General features: G+C 56.5%; 1 protein-coding gene. It reads right to left on the reverse strand.

The genetic code is table 11. From position 1 onward, the window contains the following. Nucleotides 1-664: type VI secretion IcmF C-terminal domain-containing protein (locus tag EAE93_RS23985; protein WP_332009642.1), on the reverse strand; the 664-nt coding region annotated here is incomplete at both ends.

Raw genomic sequence — 664 nt, forward strand, 5'->3', positions numbered from 1 at the left:
GTATTGACACTGGTCCACATCAGCGTCACCCCCGGTTCATCGGTCTCGCCCGGCCAGCGAAAACTCTGCCAGCTTTCCATCTGGTTAAAATAGCGCAATTGCTGTCCATCTATCGTCAGGTCGGTTTCCGCTACATCCCGCACCGGTTTGGCCCGCAGTTCAAACCGCAGCCCCTGACTGCCATCGGCAAACAACAGGTCCGATAGCTGACTGAGCTGATTTATCGCTTTCAAAAAATCCGGGTTAACCTGCACGCCCTGACCATTCACCTCATCCACCACCCACTGGTTCCCCGCTTTATGCACTATTCCGCCTAACTGACGCGTCAAAAACTGCTCTATCCGCCCCGAATCCGACCGGATAAACTGCCCCAGCATCGGCAATGAGATTTCACTTTCCCCTCTGGCAAACGGGTAACGGCCAGTGAATGCCCGGTTCCAGTTGTCCACTATCGCCGTCCGCCACTGGGCATTCAGATTCGCTTCCGCCGGTTTCAGTACGCCCTGCCACGCCTGCGTTAACGGCTCCACAAACATTGCCTGACCAAAACCCCGCCATTGTCCCCCCAGACTGGCGGCTATCAGGCGGCCGTAGCCCTGTGTATCGGTCAAATCGGCGCTTTTCCCTTCAAAGACCGTCTTAGCCAACGCATTCGCCATTGCCG

The organism is Photorhabdus akhurstii, assembly GCF_018448925.1.
GTDB lineage: Bacteria > Pseudomonadota > Gammaproteobacteria > Enterobacterales > Enterobacteriaceae > Photorhabdus > Photorhabdus akhurstii.